This window comes from Hamadaea sp. NPDC051192 (genome assembly GCF_040682475.1).
Taxonomy (GTDB): Bacteria; Actinomycetota; Actinomycetes; order Mycobacteriales; family Micromonosporaceae; genus Hamadaea; species Hamadaea flava.
This window is the reverse complement of the sequence record NZ_JBFBAZ010000156.1, coordinates 1-17052: the sequence shown is the minus strand read 5'-3', so window position 1 is coordinate 17052 and position 17052 is coordinate 1. Positions and strand designations below refer to the sequence as shown.

Genomic DNA, 17052 nt, shown 5'->3' with positions numbered 1-17052 from the left:
GTCGAATCTTGACCCAAGATTCGACCCGGAACCCTGATCCAGCGCAGAAGAGCGCCGGCGCCGTTCGGGCGGGGTGAGGCGCGTCACGCGGGCTTAACAAACCGTACGTTCGTACTGTTACGCTGCCCGCGTGCTGCTCCCACCCCGCGGCAACGCCCGCATCCTCATCGGCGCCCACTTCGTCAACACCCTCGGCAACGGGGCGTACCTGACGACGAGCACGCTGTTCCTCACGCGCTCGATCGGGCTGAGCCCGGCCGAGGTCGCGCTCGGGCTGGCGATCGCGGCCGGGGCCGGGATGGCGCTGAGCACTCCGATGGGCTACGTCGCCGACCGGTACGGCCCGAAGCGCGTCATGCTCGCGCTGCTGATCCTGCAAGCGGTGTGCTTTGCCGGCCTGATCGGCGTACGCGGGCTGTGGTCGTTCGCCCCGATCGCCGGCCTCATCGCGGTCGGGGAGGCCGGCGCGAAGGCGGCCAACGGCGCGATGATCGCCGCCGCCGTCGAACCGGCGCAGCGGCTGCGCGTACGCGCTTTCCTGCGCTCGGCCAACAACGCCGGGATCGGCTTGGGGGCGTTGATCGGCAGCATCCCGCTGATGCTCGACACCCGCTCGGCGTACGCCGTGATGCTGCTGGCCGACTCGGTCACCTTCCTGCTCGCGGCGGCCGTGCTGACCAGGGTGCGACTCGACAAGCCGATCGCCGAACGCCCGGCCGAACAGCCGCGCCTGGTCGCCTTGCGCGACCGCCCGTTCCTCAGCTTCGCCCTGGTCGACGGGCTCGTCGCCGCGCTCTACAACGAACTGCTCCCGCTCGGGCTGCCGTTGTGGCTCACCGTGCACACGGGCGGTCCACTGTGGTTGGTGTCGGCCGCCCTGCTCATCAATACCACCGGCTGCGTCCTGTTGCAGGTGTGGGCGTCCGGCGGCACCGACGGGTTGGCGAGCGCCGCGCGTACGGGGCGCCGGGGCGCGCTGATCATCGCCGTGGCGTGTGTCCTCTTCGGAGCGTCCACCGGGATGCCCACCTGGGCGGTCTGCGTCGGCGTCCTGGCGGCGGCGTGCGTACACGTGCTGGGTGAACTGTTCAGCTCCACGGCCACCTGGGCGGTGATCTTCGGAATGGCCCCCGACTGGGCGCAGGGCCAGTACCAAGGGGCCTACCTGACCGGCCGGCAGATCGGCAACATGGTCACGCCACCGCTGCTCACGGCCCTGGTCGTGGGCGGTGGCGGACCAGGTTGGCTGGTTGTCGGGGTACTGTTCGCGGTCGCTGGTACGGCGTACCCGTCGCTGGTGCGATGGGGCGCGCGGACCCGCGCCGAGCCTGTGACGGCCTGAGGAGGACTGAGGGCACCCTTACCGCGCATCGATGTCGATATGCGATCATGGGGGACCGACAAGGCGAAAGGGGCTGATCTAGGTGGAGGTCGAGCGGACGGCGCTGCCGGGGATCGGGCTGCGGCACGAGTTCCGGACGGCGCGGGGACAGCACGCCGCGGTGATCTCTCACCACAACGGTCGCCGGGATCTGGTGGTGTACGACCCACGAGATCCAGATACCACCCTGGCCGCCCTCGCACTGACGAACGAGGAGGCCAACGGAGTCGCCGAGTTGCTCGGCACCGCGCGGCTCGTCGAGCGGCTCGCGGATCTCCAGCGGCAGGTGACCGGCCTGGTCACCGTCCAGATCCAGGTGGCCGAGGGCTCGCCCTACGCCGGTCGCTTCATGGGCGACGCCCGAGTGCGTACGCGCACCGGCGCCTCGATCGTCGCGATCGTGCGCGACGCGGAGGTCGTCGCGAGCCCTGGTCCGGATACCCGTCTGCGGTCCGGTGACCTCGTGGTGATAGTCGGCACCGCCGACGGCACCGCGGGAGCCGCCGAGATCTTCACGCGCGGATAGGCCGGCGTATGGAAGCTGCCTTCACGCTGATCGAGATCGGCGCCATCATCCTTGCCCTCGGGCTGCTCGGCGCGCTGTCGCTGCGCTGGAGCATCTCTCCCATCCCGCTGTACCTGCTCGCCGGGCTGGCCTTCGGCCACGGTGGCATCCTGCCGCTCACGACGAGCGAGGAGTTCACCGCGACCGGCGCCGAGATCGGCGTCATCCTGCTGCTGTTCACGCTGGGCCTGGAATACACCGCGCCCGAACTCGTGGGCACCTTGCGTACCAATGCCCCGGCCGGTCTGGTCGACCTCGTCCTCAACTCGCTGCCCGGCGTCGCCGTCGCGTTGTTGATGGGCTGGGGCCCGGTCGCGGCCGTCGCGCTCGGCGGCATCACCTACGTGACGTCGTCCGGCATCACCGCCAAGGTGATGGCCGACCTCGACTGGCTCGGTAACCGGGAAGTCCCGGTCGTGCTGTCACTGCTGGTCTTCGAAGACCTCACGATGGCCGTCTATCTGCCGATCCTGACCGCGATGCTGGCCGGAGCCGGGTTCCTCACCGGCGCGATCACCCTCGGCATCGCCGCCGCGACCATCACCGTGATCCTCATCGTGGCGCTGCGCTTCGGCCACATCGTGGAGCGGCTGGTCGCCTCGCCCAGTCAGGAAGTGCTGCTGCTGAAGGTGCTCGGCCTGACCGTGCTGGTCGCCGGGGTCGCCCAGATGCTCCAGGTCTCGGCCGCGGTGGGCGCGTTCCTGGTCGGCATCGCCCTGTCCGGTCCGCTCGCGCACCAGGCCCGCGAACTGCTCACGCCCCTACGCGACCTGTTCGCGGCGGTCTTCTTCGTGTTCTTCGGCCTGCACACCAACCCCCATGATCTGCCGCCGGTGGCGGGCATCGCGATCGCCCTCGCGATCGTGGGCATGCTGACGAAGATGGCCACCGGCTGGTGGGCCGCGCGCCGGGCCGGTGTCTCGACGCTCGGCCGGTTGCGTGCCGGGGCGGCGTTGCTGCCGCGTGGCGAGTTCAACATCGTCATCGCCGGGCTCGCGGTCACCGCCGGGGTCAATTCCGAACTCGGCCCGCTGGCGGCGGCCTACGTGCTCGTGCTCGCGGTCACCGGTCCGCTCACGGCGCGAGCCATCATTCCGATCGCCAAGCGGTACGCCAAACGCCGTACACCGGTTCTGGAGACTCCATTGCCGGCGCCGACGGTGCCTCATCAGGCGACCGCCCCGGAGGAGCTGACGCCGGATCACAGTCCCGGTTGAGCCTGGCCCATAACATGTCGGCATGCGGCCGGTGCTCGGGTTGTTCTTGTTGGCGCCCTTCGTGGGAGAGTTCCTGCTCGGCAACCTGACGGTCGATTCGCTGTGGGTGGGCGTGCTGCTGATCCCGTTGTACGGGTGCGGTGCGGTGCTCGTCCGCGAACTCGGCCGGCGGGCCGGCGGCTGGCCGACGATGGCGTTGCTGGCGGTGGCGTACGCGTTGATCGAAGAGGGACCGGTCGATCAGCTCCTCTGGACCGACGCGTACGCCGGGCACGACTACCTCGCCGGTCCGGCGTACGTGCCGTGGCTGGGGATGAACGTGCAGACGACGCTGATCATCATCGCGCTGCACGCGGTGTGGAGCATCAGCGTGCCGATCGCCCTCGTCGAGTCGCTGACCCCCGCCCGGCGTACGACGCCGTGGCTGGGCGGCTTCGGGCTGACCGTCGTGGGCGTCCTGTACGCCGTCGGCTGCGTCCTGGTGTTCTACGGCAACTACCTGGACACGCGGTTCCTCGCTTCGCCGGCTCAGCAGATCGGCATGGCGGTCGTGATCGCCGGGGTGATCGTGGCGGCCTTCCTGCTTCCGCGCCGCAGCCGGTCGCCACGCCTGACCGGCCGACCGCCGGAACCCGGGAGCGCCGCTCTGTTCGCCTTCTTCTTGACGAGTGCGTTCTGGGCTCCGGCGGTGCTGGTCACCGCGGCCTGGTATCAATGGGTGACCGTAGTGGCCTGGTCGGTCGTCGCCGTGACCGGGATCACCGCCGTCTCCCGGTGGTCTCGCCGGGACGGCTGGAGCCAGCAGCACGTCTGCGCCCTCGCGATCGGGGCGGCGGCGACCTACACCTGGGTCGCTTTCCCGCAGCGCCCGGAGGAGGGCGGCCCGCTGGTCACCGACCTCGCCACCAACGTGGTGTGCGCGGCCGTCATCGGGGTGGTCGTGGTGCTGGCGGCCCGCAAAGCGCGTGAGAATACGATGCTCGGGTAATACCCGAGCTAGCGTGTACGCTTCTGTATACGATCAATCTTCGGCAGGGATGGGACAAGGAATGGCCGCGCGCAGCACCGAGTTCATGGCGGACGTCGTGCACGAGCGGCTTCGCGAAGCGATCCTGTCCGCGCAGTTCCGCCCGAACCACCGCCTCGTGGAGGAGGAGCTGGCGGACTGGCTCAAGGTCAGCCGCACCCCCGTCCGCGAGGCGCTGCTGCGGTTGCGTCAGGAAGGCCTGGTCGAACAGCGCCGGGGCTGGATCGTCCGCGATCACGCCCCCGAGGAGATGCTGGAGATCATCGAGGCACGGGCCGGCATCGAGGCGCACGCGGCGTACCTGGCGGCCGGTCGCCTCAAGCAGGACGACTTCGCCCGGCTCGACGAGCTGCTGGAGCTGATGGAGCAGCCGGGCGCCTCCCGGGTCCGGCTCAACGAGCTGAACACCGAGTTCCACGACCTCGTCACCAAGGCCGCCGGCAACACGCTGCTGAGCCAGTTCTTCCGGCGTACCAAGGTGAACTACTGGAACTTCCACCAGCCGGTCGTCTTCACCCCGACCGACGACGAGATCGTCAACCGGCAGCACCGGGACCTCGTGGCCGCGCTGCGGGCGCAGGACGGCGAGACGGCCGCGAAGATCGCCCGCGAGCATGTCGAGAACACGGCCCGCATCATCATGTCGGCGCTCGGCCGCTGACACCGTTTTAACAACGCCCCAGGTACGCTCGGCCCGGTGACCCGCCGCCGCATCATCTGGGCGATCGCCATCGCCGCCGCCACCACCTTGCTGACCGCCACCGCGATCGTGGTCGTGCCGATGCTCCTGCCGCCCGGGCCACGCCCGCTGTTCCAGCTGCCGGTCGCATGTGGAGAGACGTGGGAACTGGGCACCTATCCCGGCCACGACGACTTCGACCTCGACATGTTCCCCACCAAGGGGTCCGCCTGGGGCCGTCCCGTGTACGCCTCCTTCGGCGGCACCGTCATCGAAGCCGGAGTCAACGGCGAACTGGGCGGGCGTACGCAGCAGAACCCGAAGGGGCCCAAGGGGCGCGGCGGCGGCTACTGGGTGAAGATCGACCACGGCGGGAAGTGGACGACGCAGTACCTGCACATGATCGAGATGCCGATGGTGGAGGTCGGCGACAAGGTGGTGCAGGGGCAGCAGCTCGGCAAGGTCGGCAGCACCGGCAACTCCGGGGCTCCGCACCTGCACTACGAGCAGCACCGGGGCTGGGAGAAGGTGGAGGCCTACTTCGACGGCCAGCCGTCCGGCATCACCACCGACGATCACGAATACACCGTGAAGCGGACGAGCAAGAACTGCCCGGGAGTATCCTCCCGAGGTGTCCCTGACTGATCATGGAGTCGCCCTCACGGCGGCCGAAGCCGGCGCCGCGATCGTCCGGGCGAAGTTCGGCGGATCGCTCACCCGGCAGGCCAAGGGCCCCGGCGACTTCGCGACCGAGGCCGACCTCGCCGCCGAACAGGCGATCCTCGGCGTATTGCGGGAGACCCGGCCGGACGATGCGGTGCTCGGCGAGGAGACCGGCGGCGTCATCGGCGACCGCACCTGGTTCGTCGACCCGCTCTGCGGCACCCTCAACTACGCCGCCGAGACGACCATGGTCGCCGTCAACGTCGCACTGCGTACCGGGTCGGCGGTCACCGCGGCCGCGAGCGCCGACCCCTTCACCGGCGAGACCTTCTGGACCGACGGCCACCGCGCCCTCGTACGCCGCGACGGCGAGGACCGGCCGGCTGTCCCGTCGGCCGAATCGCGCCTGGTCGACATCAACCTCGACCCGCATCCGGACAGCCCGGAGTTCTCGGCGACGGCGTTGCTCGCCGACGTCGAGTTCAACCGGCTCTTCCGGCCCCGCGTCCTGTCCACCACGCTGGCGGTCGCCTGGGTCGGAGCGGGGCGGCGGGCTGCGTACCTGACGGCGGGGGACCTGCGCGACAGCGTGCACTTCGCCGCCGGCATCGCCTTCTGCCAGGCCGCCGGCTGCGTCGTCACCGGCATCCAGGGCCAGCCGCTGCACACAGGGGTCGGCGGGCTCCTCGTCGCGGCCGACGAAGCCACCCACTCGTCCCTGCTGGCGCTGCTGCGTTAGCCGCTTCGCCGCGTCCGCACCAGGAATCCCGGCATCCGGAGGTCCCCGGGTTTGAGATCGGCGGCGATCTCGATGTCGTCGACCCGTGTGTCCGTCCACTCGGGTCCGCCGAACGTCTCCCGCAGGTACTTCGCCGTCACACCCCAGCCCTGACCGGCCTCTACGGACATCGCGAGGACGAACACGGTCGCACCCGGCGCGGCCAACCCCGGCAGCAGCGTCAAGTAGCGCTCGGCCTCCGCGTCGCCGATCCGGAGCAGACTGTGCAGCAACCCGGAGTCGACGATCGAGTCGAACGGCGCGGCCGCCAACGACAACTCCGTCGCGTCCTGCACCTCGAAGTGCACGGCGACACCCGCCTCGGCAGCCCGCGTACGCGCGATGTCGATCGCCACCCGCGACACGTCGACCGCCGTCACGTCATACCCGTGCTGGGCGAGCGCGATCGCGAGATCGCCCGGGCCGCACCCGACGTCGAGCACCTTCGGCCCGGCGAACCCACCCTCGTCCAGCACCCGGGCGAGCGCAGGCTGCGGTGCGCCGAGATCCCACGGCGGCCCGCTCGGATCGCGATACACCTGGTCGTACGCGTTCTCCGCCATCACCCCACCCTAAGCTCTCCCCGCCGGACTTTCCTCGCCAACGCCCGTCCTGGCGATTCGCAGCGCACCAGCTGTCTGTCGCTTGTGGACCTTCTGGCTGGTGATCGTGGCACATTCTCGTGACCTTGACCCCCTGGAAGGTGTCATACCTTTGTTCTAATGTTGATCCCGTGGACGGGGTGTTGGCGCAGGTGGAGGCGGATGTCGCCGAGTTGGCGGCTGGTCCCCTGTGGACACTTTCGGACGCCGAGATCACCGACGAAGTCCGCCGGGTCCACGTCGCGATCCAAGCCTTGTCGGGCCGGTTCCTGGCGTTGATCGGCGCCGCGGACAGTCGCGAGATTCCCTACGACGCAGGTGCGACCGGCACCGCGAACTGGCTGACCTACCTCCTCGCGATGCGGCACCGAGACGCCGTGGCGTGGACGAAGCTGGGCAAACTTCTGCCCGAGACGCCCGTCGTCGAGGAAGCACTCGCAGCCGGGCGGGTCTCCGTCGAGCAAGCGCGGGTCATCGCCAAGACCGTGCACGACCTGCCGTCGGCGGTCGGCGAGGTCGGTAAGGCGAAAGCCGCCGACGTTTTGACCAAGCTGGCTGCCGACGACCGGCTGCGCCCGGAGACGCTGGAGAACCACCGGTCGCAGATCCTGGAGCTGGTCGCGCCGGAGATCGCCGAGGAGCGTCTGCGCCGCGATCTGGAGCGCGCCGAACGGTCGGCCTACGATCGGCGCGACTTCACCCTCATCCCCTACGGTGAGGGCGAATACCGGATCCGCGGCACCCTGGACGCCGAGATGGCTGCGATCGTGCGGACCGCTTTGGATCCATTGTCCGGACCGCGCAAGCCCGCACCAACCGCTGCCGCTGTGGCGGGGCTCGCCGATGCTGCAGACGGAGCAGCCGGCTTCGCCATGTCAGGCTGTGCAGGCCGCGCGGGCGTGGAGGCAGTGGGTGGCTTCACCATGGCAGGCTGCGCTGGCGCGGACGCAACCGGCAGTTTCACCGTGGCAGGTGGGGCGGGCGCGGGCTGCACGGGTTCGTGCGCGGATGGGAGCTGCGCGGGCGAGGGTGTGGCAGACGGCGGTCGCGTTGCGGCTCGGGTGTTGCCGGGGAGCCGGATCTGCGTTCGGCTGGTGCGCGGCGGGCTGACGCCTTGATCGAGGTGTGCCAGCGGATCATGAACGCCGGTGAGCTGCCGGACAACGGCGGCGAGAAACCACACCTGACGATCACCCTGCCCTGGGACGCGCTCCAAGCGAAGGTCGGCGCAGGCTTGCTCGACACCGGCGACCTGCTCACCCCGGAAACCGTGCGACGTCTGGCCTGCGACGCGATGATCATCCCCGCCGTGCTCGGTGGCGACGGCCAGGTCCTCGACGTCGGCCGCGCCCGACGCCTGATCGACGGACCGCTCCGCCGCGCACTCGTGTTGCGGGACAAAGGATGCGCCTTCCCCGGCTGTGACCGGCCACCCCAGTGGTGCCACGGCCACCACGTCCGATCGTGGGCAGACGGCGGCGACACCTGCCTCGCCAACAGCGTCCTGCTTTGTGGCTTTCACCATCGCGAGATCCACCACGGGCATTGGGAAGTCCGCATGAGACCAGATGGCTTCCCCGAGTTCCTGCCGCCGGCTTTCGTCGACCCGCTCCGAAGGCCCGTGCGGAACACTCTCCACCGAAGATGCTGATCGCTGTCCGGATTACGGCGCGTACGCCGAGAGGACTGCTTTCATCGAGCCCATGCCGTACTTGTCGACGTCGCTCGACATGGTCACGACCTCGGCGACGATCGGGGCGACCTCGATGCCGTCGGCGTACGCACGCGTGCAGTAGTCGCGCAGGGTCAGGATCTCGTCGCGGGTGTCGTCGCCTTGGTCGACCAGCGACAGGTGGATCAGCCGCGCCCGGAACTCCGCCGCCCCGGTCCACTCGTAGGGCAGGTGGGCGCCCCAACGGAAGTACCGGTATCGGTCCAGCAGCCGGCGCAGGGTCGCTCGATCCGGTTCGGTGCTTTCGGCGTACACGTTGATGAGTGACCTGAGGACGCGCTCAGCCGAGGCCTCGGCGGGGAGGTCTCGGCTGGGCGTGGACGCCTGGGCGATCGGCCGGAAGCGGTCGTCGAGCCGGGCGATCTCGGTTTCCCATTCCTGCATGGCGGCAGGATATGCGGCTGTGTGAGAGCCGGCAGCTGGGTCAGGGCCGGCAGTTGGGTCAGTGCCAGTTGCTGACCTTGACGTCGAGCGGCGCGGGCTCGCCCTTGCCGGTCTCGACGAGCCGCTTGAGGCTCATCAGGAAGGTGGCCCACTTGGTGGAGCAGTGGTTCATGAACTCCACCTGCTCCGCCCAGCCCTCGTGGCGGAAGAGAATGATCGGTGATGCCGAACGCGAGCAGGCCGAGCAGGATCACGCCCAGCGCCAGCCATTGACCTCCCGACACCGGTTCGCCGAGTACGCCGACGCCGAGCAGGGGCGAACGGTAGCGTCGGCCGTGAGAATCTGCGGCACCACCCGAAGGTGATCCAGCTCTATCTCGACACACTGGCCGCCGGCTGACGGTACATTCCGGAATGTGGTTCAGATAAAGCGCATATATGACCCGCCGGCCGACGACGACGGCCGGCGGGTCCTGGCCGACCGGCTCTGGCCGCGCGGCATCAGCAAGGACGAGGCCGACGTCGACGAGTGGGTCAAGGACGTCACGCCGTCGACGGAGCTGCGCAAGTGGTATCACGAAGATCCGCAGGCGCGGCACGCCGAGTTCGTCCGGCGCTACGAGCGGGAGCTGGCCGGGCCGGAGCAGCAGGCTGGGCTCACCCAACTCCGGGATCTGGCCGCCCACGGCACGGTGACCCTGCTGACCTCGTCGAAGGACTTGCCGCACAGCCACCTCGCGGTGCTCGCCGACGTCCTGTCGCACTAATCGGATAGCCCCGAGCGGGTCGGCAGGGTGAGCACGACCTCGAAGCCGCCCCCGGGACGCCGTCCGGCGGTCAGCGTGCCGCCGTAGACCTGCGCCCGTTCGCGCATGCCGAGGATGCCGTGCCCGCCCGGGGCCGTCCCGGCGGCTGCGCTCGGCGTACGCCGTCGCCCGTTGTCCAGGATCCGCACGACCAGGGCGTCGGGGCGGTAGTCCAGGCGTACCTGGGCCTGGGCGGGTGAGGCGTGCTTGATGACATTGGTCAGCGACTCCTGGATGACGCGGAAGACACAGCCGTCCACGGCGCCGCTCAGCTCCCGCTCGGCCCCGGTGACGACGACGTCCACCTCGACGCCGGCCGCCGCCGTCTGCTGCACCAGATCGTCCAGCCGCCGCAGACCTGGCAGCGGCTCCGGGGTCTCACCGTCGGCGCCCAACCGCAGCAACGCCAGCATGTGCCGCATCTCGTCCAAGGCCTGGTGACTGGTCTCGGCGATGGTCTTCACCGCGCCGCAGGCGGTCGCCGGATCGGTCGACAGCACATAGTCGGCCAGTCCGGCCTGGACGGAGATCACCGACATGTGATGGGCCACCACGTCGTGCAGTTCCCGGGCGATCCGCAGGCGTTCCTCGCCGATCGCCTGCCGGGCCCGCTGCGCCTGTTCGGCGCGGAGCCGACGGGTCAGCACCGCGAGATTACGGGTGTTGTTGCCGAACATCCACGCGACGCCCGGCGCGACGATCGCCTGGCCGAGCGCCAACTCCAGGGACAGGTCGGCCGCGATCGCGCTCGTGAAGATCGGCACGGCGGCGGCTATCGCGCTGACCCCGGTGACGAAAGCCGGCCGCTGCGCGGCGACGGAGTACAGCGCCAGGAGCGGGCCGAACAGGTTGAGCGTGGGCACATAACCGGCGAGCAGGTACACCTCGAGGCTGACGCAGGTCACCACGAGGACGGCCACCGGAGCCTTGCGGCGCAACGCCAGCGGCAGATAGCAGCCCAGCGTCAGCAGTACGCCCACGACGTCGAACGGAACCGAGCCGGGCAGCCGGACCTGGGGGGCGATGACCAAGGTGACCGCCACGCACGCGACGGCGAGCGTCGAATCGCCCAGCACCGGTTGCATCCGCCGAAGTCGATCCAGCAACACGGCCACGAGTCCGGCCATCGCGACAGGCTAACAGCCCGATTCCACCGCCGCTGCCGTGATCATCGCACCGGTCATTCTGGTTCGGTGGACATTTCGCCGCGCGAAACAGCACCCGGCGACCGTGAAAAGGGGTTGGTTGTGCCGCTGGCGCCTGTGCGAGGCTTGCCCGCGTGACGACCTACTACTGGGACTCGGTTTCGCTCGACGCGGCGGAGTTGGAGGTCGCCCGCGCGGAGTTGGTGAAGCCCTCCAGCGATGCGACGTTCGTCGACGCCTTCCTCAAGCTTCTACGAAGCGAGCAGCGGGTGCCCGTCAGCGTCGCCCTCGCGCGGTTCCAGTATGCGGAGGCTGAAAGCAGGTGGGGCGGCGGCAATCCATGTGAGCCGTACGAAATGGAGGTCCTGGATCGGGCGCGCTGGGTGCTGCGGCAGCCTCCGTTGACGGCCGCGGAAAGCGGCGCCAGGCGAGACGGGGCCGATCACGCCAGTGCGCTGCTGGCCATGACGAATCTGGCACAGCCGGAGGACGCCGAGCTCATCGCTGACGTGATGGACCGGACAACCGACCCCGAGGTGCTGTCGAACGCGACCGCCGCGGCGTCCAAGCCGCTCGAACAGGCCGACAAGCCGAACCCCCGGCTGGTCGAAGTGATCGGCCGCATCGCCATGGACGACTCGCAGGACCGCCGAACCCGGGCCGAGGTGATGGAGGCGCTGAGGTTCGCGCACTGTGCCGAAGGCGCCGATATCGCCATGCGGTTTACCGAGTCCGACGACGTCCAGCTTCAAGTCAGCGCCGCATCGGTCCTCGCCACGGCCCACCTGGCAACCCACCGTGAGGTGGTGGAACGCCTCATGGCTTCATGGCCGCAGGACACGCCTGGCGCATATTACCCGCGCATGTTGCTGGAGGACGCCGACGAGGAGTAGGGCCGAGCCCGCTTCAGCGTGGTCGGCGTTACTGACCCACGCTCCTAGGCGGAGGAGGGGCCGCTGCGCAGGTAGGCGAGCACGGCGAGCACCCGGCGGTGATCCTCGTCGGAACCGGCGCTGGTCAGCCCGAGCTTGTTCATGATCGAGCCGACGTGCGTCTCGACGGTGCGATCGGTCAGCCACAGCCGCCGGGCGATGCCGACGTTGGTCCGGCCTTCGGCCATCAGCGCCAGCACTTCGCGTTCGCGGGCGGTCAGGCCGGGCAGCGGCGGTCCGCCCAGCAACCGCGTGACGACCTCGGGGTCGAGCGCGCAGCCGCCCGCGGCCACCCGGCGTAGCGCCTCCAGGAAGTCGTCGACGTCGAAGACGCGGTCCTTGAGCAGGTAGCCGAATCCGCCCCGGGCCACCAGTTCGACGCTGTGCCGGGTCTCGATCTGCTGGGACAGCAGCAGGATGCCCAGCCTCGGCCACCGGTCGCGGAGCGTACGCGCGGCGCGGGCGCCGTCGTCGGTGTGGTCCGGCGGCATCCGAATGTCCACAATGGCCAGATCGGGTACGTGGGCGGCGACCGCCTCGACGAGCGCGACAGCGTCGCCGGTCTTCGCGACGATCTCGTGCCCGGCGTCGGCCAGCAGCCGGGCCAGGCCCTCCCGGAACAAGGCGGAGTCCTCGCCGATCACGATGCGCATGGCAGCACCGCCTGGATCGTGGTGCCCCGCCCGCTCGGGCTGTGCACCTGCAACGCGCCACCGGCGGCGGCCACCCGGTCGGCGAGCCCGGCCAGCCCGGAACCCGGCCGCAGTTGCGCACCGCCCCGGCCGTCGTCGCGTACCTGCACCGACAGGGTCGCGTCCTCCCGGATCAGCCGCAGCCCGATCCAGCCGGCGTCGGCGTGCTTCATCGCGTTCGTCACCGCCTCACTGACCACGTAGTACGCCGTCGTGGCGAGATCGTCGGCGATCGGCCCGGTCTCCACCTCGACGGTGACCGGCAACCGCAGCGATCCGGCGAGGGTGCGTACGGCGACGTCCAGGCCGTCGTCGAGACTGCTCGGCCGCAACCCGTGCGCGATCGCCCGCAGCTCCGCCACCGCGGTGCCCAGCTCGGCGACGCTCTGGTCGAGCAGCCCGTCGACGTCCACCGTGCCGTCGCCGAGGTGCCGCTGCGCCAACCGCAGCGACAGGCCCAGCGCCACCAGCCGCTGCTGCGCGCCGTCGTGCAGGTCGCGTTCCAGCCGGCGACGCTCCGAATAACCCGCCGCCAACAGTCGCGCACGGCTCGACGCCACGTCGCGCAACGCCGCCGACAGCCCGATCCGCAGCCGGGTCACCTCCACCAGCAACGCGCTCGCCGCAGCGATCTCCCGGAGCAACTCCCGGCTCGTGCCGTCACTGCCCCGGATCACCGCGCCGATCTCCTGACCGTGCAACACGATCGGGGTCGCGCCGCCGGGGTCCGCGATCGGCTCCCCGGTCGAGTCCACGAGCTGTTCCTCGCCCGGCAACTTGTACGCCAGAAGCAGCGCCCGGTCCGGCAAAGCGGTTCGCAGCACCGCCTGCAACTCCTCCGGCTGGCTGTCGCCGATGTCGATGCGCTGCCGCAACGCGGCGATGGCGTCGAGCGCGGCACGGCGTTGCGGATACAGCCGCCGGTCGACGACGCGCTGGATCCGCGAGCGGACCGGGGTCAGCGCCGCGGCGCAGACAGCGGTCGCGCCCGCCGCGACGACCGCGCTGCCGCCGCCGGCCACCAGCCCGCCGGTGAACGAGATCGCGGTGTAGAGCCCCAGCAGCACGGTCGTCACCGTGCTGTAGGTGACGGTGGCGGCGATCGCCTTGTCGACGTCGTAGAGGTCGTGCCGCAGCATGGCGATCGTGGTGCCGACCGGAATGGTGATGAACAGTCCGAACAGGCCGATCATCGCCAGGTCGGGCATGCCCATCAGGAGATAGCTCGTCCAGCACAGCAGCAGCGACACCGGCAGCCACAGGCCCGCGAGGGCGAACCACTTCAGCTGGGCACGCTCACTCGGGCGGGTCGTGCGGCGGAACCGGCCGATCATCGAACCGGCGCTGGCGATCAGCAGGACGAGCAGCAGGAACGGCAGCGCGAGGACGAACGGGAACGCGGCGTCGGGCAGCACGCCCAGCGCGTGCGGCGCGTTCTCGAACGGCGGCGGGTACGCCCCGGGCGCCATCCCGGCCACGCCGACGAACACGATCAGCACGGCGGCCAGCCCACCGGCGACCCAGCGCCAGCCCGGACCGGGCAGCCGTCCCTCGGGGAAGAAGAGGACCAACAGTGCGACCGGGACGTACATGAGCATCCAGGAGCCCTGGTCCAGCGTTCCCACGGCGGCGGGCATCGGCAGGCCGGCCGCGTACGCCGCCGTCGCGTAGGTCTCGACGGACGGGATCACCGCGATCGACAGCCCGACGAGGGCCAGCAGCGCGCCGACCGGATTCTGCGGCCGCCGCCGCGCGATCACATACCCCAGCGCGATCGACGGCACGCTCAGGACGACGCCGGACGCGTACCAGAGGACGGTCAGCAGATCGGCGTCCGTGCCGAGCCGGATCAGCCCGGCCGCGCCCGCGACCAGGAACGCGGCGGCCAGCCCGGCGATCACGATGCTCACCCGGCGATACATGCGCTCAGCGTACGGATCGGGGGCGTGGCGGGACATCCGTGCCAGCCCGGAGGAGCCTTCCGGGGTCGCTCCGATGTGCGACCCGCCCCGGTGGGCCGACGCTGTGTCCCATCGAACCGAGTCATCGAATCGAAGTGCAGGAGGACATCATGACCAAGGTGTGGGGAAGCGTCGGAGTCGCCGCCGCGCTGCTGTGGGCGGCCGGCATCCTGATCCAGTACGCCGACGCCGACAGCAAGCCCGGTGAGCTGCTGATCGATGTCGGCTTCATCGGCATCGCCGCGATGATCGCCGGCCTGCTCGCCGCGGGCGTCGCCGGCCGGGGCGTGTTCCCGGCGGTCGGGCTGAGCGTCTGGTCGTTCGGGCATCTGAGCATCGCCCTCGGCGGGTTCGTCGAAATGGCCACCGGCAACGCCGACAACGCGTTCTACCCGCTCGGCGGCCTCGCGCAGATCGTCGGGGGCGTCCTGGCGGCGGTCGCGTTGGCCCGCGCCGGGGTGCTGACCGGCTGGCGGCGGTGGATGCCGGTCGCCTGGGTCGTGACCTACCTGGGCGTGTTCGCGACGCTGATCACCGCCGGTGATGACGTGCAGGCGTGGCAGCTCGCGCCGTTCGGGCTGTGGCTGGCGACGATCGCGTTGACCGGGGTCGCCGCCGCGACCGCGACGCCGGCCGCCGGTGCGGTGGCGCGTACGGCGTGATCGTCGACTACGGAATGTCGACCGTGGAATCCGGTTCCGGGGGAGTGGGCACGCCGTCGTACGACGGCGTGCCCTTCAGCGTCGGGCTGCGGCGCTCAGCCGGTGTAGTCGGTGCTCTTCGCCAAGTTCGACGGCCACAGGTACTTGCCGTTGTCGGACACCTTGAAGTGCGAGTTGTCGTCGCCGGCGCGTACTTGGAGCCGGTTGTTCCGCCAGGTCGAGCCGCGGGACTTGCCACCCCAGATCCCGCCGTAGTTGAACCCGTAGAGCTGGCTCAGTTCCGCCGAGAAGACGTTGCCGGTGACGGTGACGTTCGTGGCGTTGTTCCGGGTGCCGATGCAGACGGCGTACCCCCAGCCGGAGACGTAGTTGTTCGTGAACGACACGTGGTCGTAGACGCCGGTTCCCTGTAACGCCAAGCCGTTCGTGTTGCCCAGCGACGCGATCGTGTTGTGGTCGACGATCATCGGCCCGCCGTCGCCCTCGCTCTGCGGCCCGATGCCGTCGTGGTGGTACTCGTCGTGCGAGGTGTCGGCCAGGTCGTGCAGATAGTTGTTGGTCCAGCGCGACGGCTTGCCGGGCCGCCCGGTGGTCATCTCCAGCCCGGCGTTGCCCCAGATGTCGTTGTGGTCCATCGTCGCCACCGCGCCCTTCATCGTGGTGACGAGCTGCCACGACTTGTCGAACGGCGTACCGGGCGGGTTGGGGGCCGACGACACATTCCCGTTGTTGCCCGGCGGGCGGGCGTACGAGTTGGGTTTGAACGTCGAGTAACGGAACGTGATCGCGGTGTCGGCGTAGATCTGGACCAGGTTGTCGTTCGGGATGGTGCCCTCGAAGAGGCAGCCGATGAAGGTCAGGTTGTCGCCGTAGATGGTCACCTTGAGGGCGAGGAACCGCTGGAAGGTGATCACGCTGTTGTCAGGGAACTCCAGGCGGAGCGGCTTGGCGGCGCTCATCCCCGAGGCGTGGTCCTTCAGCTTGCCCGGGTACGCGCCCTTGCCGAGCCCGCCCGCGTTCGCCGGGGCGTGGGCGTACCCGGTGTTGGAGAAGTCGGGCCAGTAGCCGGTGCCGTCGTTGGGTCGCGACGCCAACGCGGAGCCCTTCTTCGTCACCGAAGGTGACGGCGAGGCGGACGCCGAAGTGGACGGGGACGCCGACGGATCCAGCGGGCCGGCCGATCCGGACGCGTCAGCGTCGGGCGCGGCCGCGACGCGGATGTCGGAACCGGAGTCGTGCGCGGTGAGGTATCCGGCGCCCGCGCCGATCACGATCGCGACCACCGCCCCCACGGCCAGCCAGCGCATCGGTAGCCGCATTGTGCCTCCGGTCAGCCCGGACGCCGGGGAGCGGCGTCCGTCGAAGGTGGACAGATCAGGTGAGGATGATACTCGGCGCGACCCGGCCGCCGTCCGGATCGATCCGCGTCATCCGGTCAGCTCGCCGATCCCTGGCCGAACGGCTCGCGGTCAGCATTCTTACCAACCCCGTTTTCGAGCGTTCTCGCTGCTCATGGCAGGCGTTGATCAAGTAACGGTAAGGAAACTTTACGAGACCTATTGACAACTATGCCCTCGCAGTAAGAACTTTTACCGCAACAGTTAACAGTCCTTGCCATTATCACGTATGTATACCCGTGAAGGGGCGTGCCAGCGATGGATCGCGAGGTGACCGTCAGTGCGGCGCACGACGACGCTGACGCGCTGCTGCCCCAGATCCAGGTACGCCTGACGGAGTTCACGGGGGCGTTGCGTCGGGTCGCTGATCATGTTCTGGCGGATCCGGCGGCGGCGGCGCGGGCGACGATCGTGGAGTTGGCGGAGCGT

At 69.7% G+C, this 17052-nt stretch carries 18 protein-coding genes and 1 pseudogene; 13 read left to right on the top strand and 6 right to left on the bottom strand.

Annotated elements, in window-relative coordinates; all coding sequences use genetic code 11:
• Nucleotides 1-130 precede the first annotated feature (130 nt).
• The 7 genes from AB0M47_RS36830 (at nucleotide 131) to AB0M47_RS36800 (ending at nucleotide 6271) form a co-directional block, all read left to right on the top strand.
• Entirely contained in the window at nucleotides 131-1342 is a 1212-nt protein-coding gene (locus AB0M47_RS36830; protein WP_363422447.1) for an MFS transporter, read from the top strand.
• 82 nt (nucleotides 1343-1424) lie between these two features.
• Nucleotides 1425-1907, top strand: coding sequence for a cation:proton antiporter regulatory subunit (locus tag AB0M47_RS36825; RefSeq protein WP_253762782.1), 483 nt, complete (start codon nucleotides 1425-1427; stop codon nucleotides 1905-1907).
• 8 nt (nucleotides 1908-1915) lie between these two features.
• Nucleotides 1916-3163, top strand: coding sequence for a cation:proton antiporter (locus AB0M47_RS36820; RefSeq protein ID WP_363422445.1), 1248 nt, complete (start codon nucleotides 1916-1918; stop codon nucleotides 3161-3163).
• Nucleotides 3164-3185: 22 nt separating this feature from the next.
• A complete protein-coding gene (locus AB0M47_RS36815) occupies nucleotides 3186-4151 on the top strand; it encodes a hypothetical protein (protein WP_363422443.1) in 966 nt (321 codons plus the stop codon).
• 61 nt (nucleotides 4152-4212) lie between these two features.
• Nucleotides 4213-4851 (top strand): GntR family transcriptional regulator, encoded by a 639-nt coding sequence (locus tag AB0M47_RS36810; RefSeq protein ID WP_363422441.1) that lies wholly within the window; start codon nucleotides 4213-4215, stop codon nucleotides 4849-4851.
• Nucleotides 4852-4887: 36 nt separating this feature from the next.
• A complete protein-coding gene (locus AB0M47_RS36805; RefSeq protein ID WP_253762791.1) occupies nucleotides 4888-5514 on the top strand; it encodes a M23 family metallopeptidase in 627 nt (208 codons plus the stop codon).
• On the top strand, nucleotides 5501-6271 hold the full coding sequence (locus AB0M47_RS36800) for an inositol monophosphatase family protein (RefSeq protein WP_363422438.1): 771 nt from the start codon (nucleotides 5501-5503) through the stop codon (nucleotides 6269-6271). The genes AB0M47_RS36805 and AB0M47_RS36800 overlap by 14 nt, the downstream gene beginning before the upstream one ends.
• Here AB0M47_RS36800 and AB0M47_RS36795 read toward each other — a convergent pair.
• The gene (locus AB0M47_RS36795) at nucleotides 6268-6873 is read right to left on the bottom strand and encodes a class I SAM-dependent methyltransferase (protein ID WP_363422436.1); all 606 of its coding nucleotides are present in this window, start codon (nucleotides 6871-6873) and stop codon (nucleotides 6268-6270) included. The genes AB0M47_RS36800 and AB0M47_RS36795 overlap by 4 nt on opposite strands.
• Before the next feature lie 191 nt (nucleotides 6874-7064).
• On the opposite strand from AB0M47_RS36795, the gene AB0M47_RS36790 reads away from it, so the two are divergent.
• Nucleotides 7065-8030: a DUF222 domain-containing protein gene (locus tag AB0M47_RS36790; RefSeq protein WP_363422449.1), complete on the top strand. Its 966-nt coding sequence runs from the start codon at nucleotides 7065-7067 to the stop codon at nucleotides 8028-8030.
• Entirely contained in the window at nucleotides 8027-8563 is a 537-nt protein-coding gene (locus AB0M47_RS36785; protein ID WP_363422434.1) for a DUF222 domain-containing protein, read from the top strand. The genes AB0M47_RS36790 and AB0M47_RS36785 overlap by 4 nt, the downstream gene beginning before the upstream one ends.
• A gap of 12 nt (nucleotides 8564-8575) precedes the next feature.
• On the opposite strand, the gene AB0M47_RS36780 is transcribed toward AB0M47_RS36785, so the two are convergent.
• Nucleotides 8576-9028, bottom strand: a complete 453-nt coding sequence (locus AB0M47_RS36780; protein WP_363422432.1) for a hypothetical protein — start codon at nucleotides 9026-9028, stop codon at nucleotides 8576-8578.
• A 416-nt stretch (nucleotides 9029-9444) separates the two neighbouring features.
• Between AB0M47_RS36780 and AB0M47_RS36775 the strand changes: the two genes are divergently transcribed.
• A complete protein-coding gene (locus tag AB0M47_RS36775) occupies nucleotides 9445-9795 on the top strand; it encodes a DUF488 family protein (protein ID WP_363422430.1) in 351 nt (116 codons plus the stop codon).
• On the opposite strand, the gene AB0M47_RS36770 is transcribed toward AB0M47_RS36775, so the two are convergent.
• Complete coding sequence (locus tag AB0M47_RS36770; protein WP_363422428.1) at nucleotides 9792-10961, bottom strand: sensor histidine kinase; 1170 nt, start codon at nucleotides 10959-10961, stop codon at nucleotides 9792-9794. The two genes, AB0M47_RS36775 and AB0M47_RS36770, sit on opposite strands and share 4 nt — an antisense overlap.
• Before the next feature lie 152 nt (nucleotides 10962-11113).
• Here AB0M47_RS36770 and AB0M47_RS36765 point away from each other — a divergent pair, with 152 nt between their 5' ends.
• On the top strand, nucleotides 11114-11872 hold the full coding sequence (locus tag AB0M47_RS36765) for a hypothetical protein (RefSeq protein WP_363422426.1): 759 nt from the start codon (nucleotides 11114-11116) through the stop codon (nucleotides 11870-11872).
• A gap of 44 nt (nucleotides 11873-11916) precedes the next feature.
• Here the strand turns inward: AB0M47_RS36765 and AB0M47_RS36760 are convergent, their stop codons facing one another.
• Together AB0M47_RS36760 and AB0M47_RS36755 are read right to left on the bottom strand one after the other, a co-directional pair.
• Nucleotides 11917-12564 carry a response regulator transcription factor gene (locus AB0M47_RS36760; RefSeq protein ID WP_363422424.1) on the bottom strand — a complete coding sequence of 216 codons (648 nt, stop codon included), beginning with the start codon at nucleotides 12562-12564 and terminating at the stop codon, nucleotides 11917-11919.
• Nucleotides 12552-14525 carry a histidine kinase gene (locus tag AB0M47_RS36755; protein ID WP_363422422.1) on the bottom strand — a complete coding sequence of 658 codons (1974 nt, stop codon included), beginning with the start codon at nucleotides 14523-14525 and terminating at the stop codon, nucleotides 12552-12554. The genes AB0M47_RS36760 and AB0M47_RS36755 overlap by 13 nt, the downstream gene beginning before the upstream one ends.
• 149 nt (nucleotides 14526-14674) lie before the next feature.
• Between AB0M47_RS36755 and AB0M47_RS36750 the strand changes: the two genes are divergently transcribed.
• Nucleotides 14675-15226, top strand: a complete 552-nt coding sequence (locus tag AB0M47_RS36750; protein ID WP_363422420.1) for a hypothetical protein — start codon at nucleotides 14675-14677, stop codon at nucleotides 15224-15226.
• Nucleotides 15227-15321: 95 nt separating this feature from the next.
• Here the strand turns inward: AB0M47_RS36750 and AB0M47_RS36745 are convergent, their stop codons facing one another.
• Complete coding sequence (locus tag AB0M47_RS36745; protein WP_363422418.1) at nucleotides 15322-16545, bottom strand: hypothetical protein; 1224 nt, start codon at nucleotides 16543-16545, stop codon at nucleotides 15322-15324.
• 336 nt (nucleotides 16546-16881) lie between these two features.
• On the opposite strand from AB0M47_RS36745, the pseudogene AB0M47_RS36740 reads away from it, so the two are divergent.
• Nucleotides 16882-17052: pseudogene (locus AB0M47_RS36740) on the top strand (RpiR family transcriptional regulator); the annotation flags it as partial.